The following is a 254-nucleotide window of genomic DNA, read 5'->3' as shown; positions in this document are numbered from 1 at the left end:
CTGCACGCGCTGATCAAATCGACGGGTGCCGAAACGGTGCTCTGGAACCGCCGCTACGATCCGCCTGGGATCGCCATCGACACGCGCATCAAGCACGAACTGGAGCGGCAGGCCGTACAGGCGCAGAGCTTTGCCGGGCAGCTGCTGCACGAGCCTTCTAAGCTGAAGACCGGCGGCGGCACGCCCTACCGGGTCTACACGCCGTTCTGGCGGGCGCTGGAGGGCTCCGGAGAGCCGCCGCATCCGCTGGAAGC

1 protein-coding gene is annotated in these 254 nt (G+C 67.7%); it reads left to right on the top strand.

The features are described from left to right. Positions 1–254: deoxyribodipyrimidine photo-lyase (locus tag SCA31_RS24510; protein WP_410699577.1), on the top strand; the 254-nt coding region annotated here is incomplete at both ends.

This window comes from Chryseobacterium sp. SIMBA_028, from assembly GCF_046535285.1.
Classification (GTDB): Bacteria; Bacteroidota; Bacteroidia; order Flavobacteriales; family Weeksellaceae; genus Chryseobacterium.
The sequence above is the reverse complement of the archived record's forward strand: the minus strand, read 5'-3'. Positions and strand labels throughout refer to the sequence as shown.